Origin of the sequence: Microbulbifer okhotskensis (assembly GCF_023895975.1) — a bacterium.
Taxonomy (GTDB): Bacteria; Pseudomonadota; Gammaproteobacteria; order Pseudomonadales; family Cellvibrionaceae; genus Microbulbifer; species Microbulbifer okhotskensis.
Genome location: NZ_JALBWM010000351.1, coordinates 1 through 646, shown reverse-complemented (window position 1 = coordinate 646; position 646 = coordinate 1). Strand labels below are relative to the sequence as shown.

General features: G+C 50.3%; 1 protein-coding gene. It reads right to left on the bottom strand.

Going from position 1 to position 646, the window contains the following annotated elements; all coding sequences use genetic code 11:
• Positions 1–646, bottom strand: a 646-nt coding sequence (locus MO867_RS22460; protein ID WP_252473315.1) for an IS256 family transposase, incomplete at both ends; no start/stop codon positions are given.

Genomic DNA, 646 nt, shown 5'->3' with positions numbered 1-646 from the left:
CCATAAAGGCCTTCTGATTTTTTGAAGCCACATACTTCAGTGAGTTGCGCACCTGATGGATGATGCAGTGCTGGATCTCGGTCGCAGGGTAGATACTCTGTATAGCTTCAGGGAAGCCCTGCAAGCCATCAACACACGCAATCAGGATATCTTTGACTCCACGGTTGTTGAGGTCGGTCAGAACAGTTAGCCAGTGATGTGCGCCTTCCTGGTCGGACAAATAGAGCCCCAGCAGCTCCTTTTTGCCTTCGATATTAAGACCAAGAATCGTGTAAATGGCCTTGCTGGCATAACGCCCATTTTCTTTGATCTTGTAGTGAATAGCATCGAGCCAAACAATGGGGTAGATAGCTTCCAAGTCGCGTTCACGCCAAGCCTTAAGTTCCGGTAACAGCTTATCGGTCACGGTGTTGATGGTGCCGTTGGAAAGCGACATTCCGTAGATATCGGCAATATGTGTGCGGATATCTTGGTAGCTGTTGCCCAAGGCAAACAGGGCGATGATCTTGCGCTCCAGCTCGTCGGTAAGCTGGGTCTGGTGCTTTTTGACGACTTGAGGTTCAAAGGTGCCAGCACGGTCCCGCGGCGTCTGTAGCTCGAAATTACCAGCGGGACTTTTCATGGTTTTTGAGGTGGTGCCATTCTT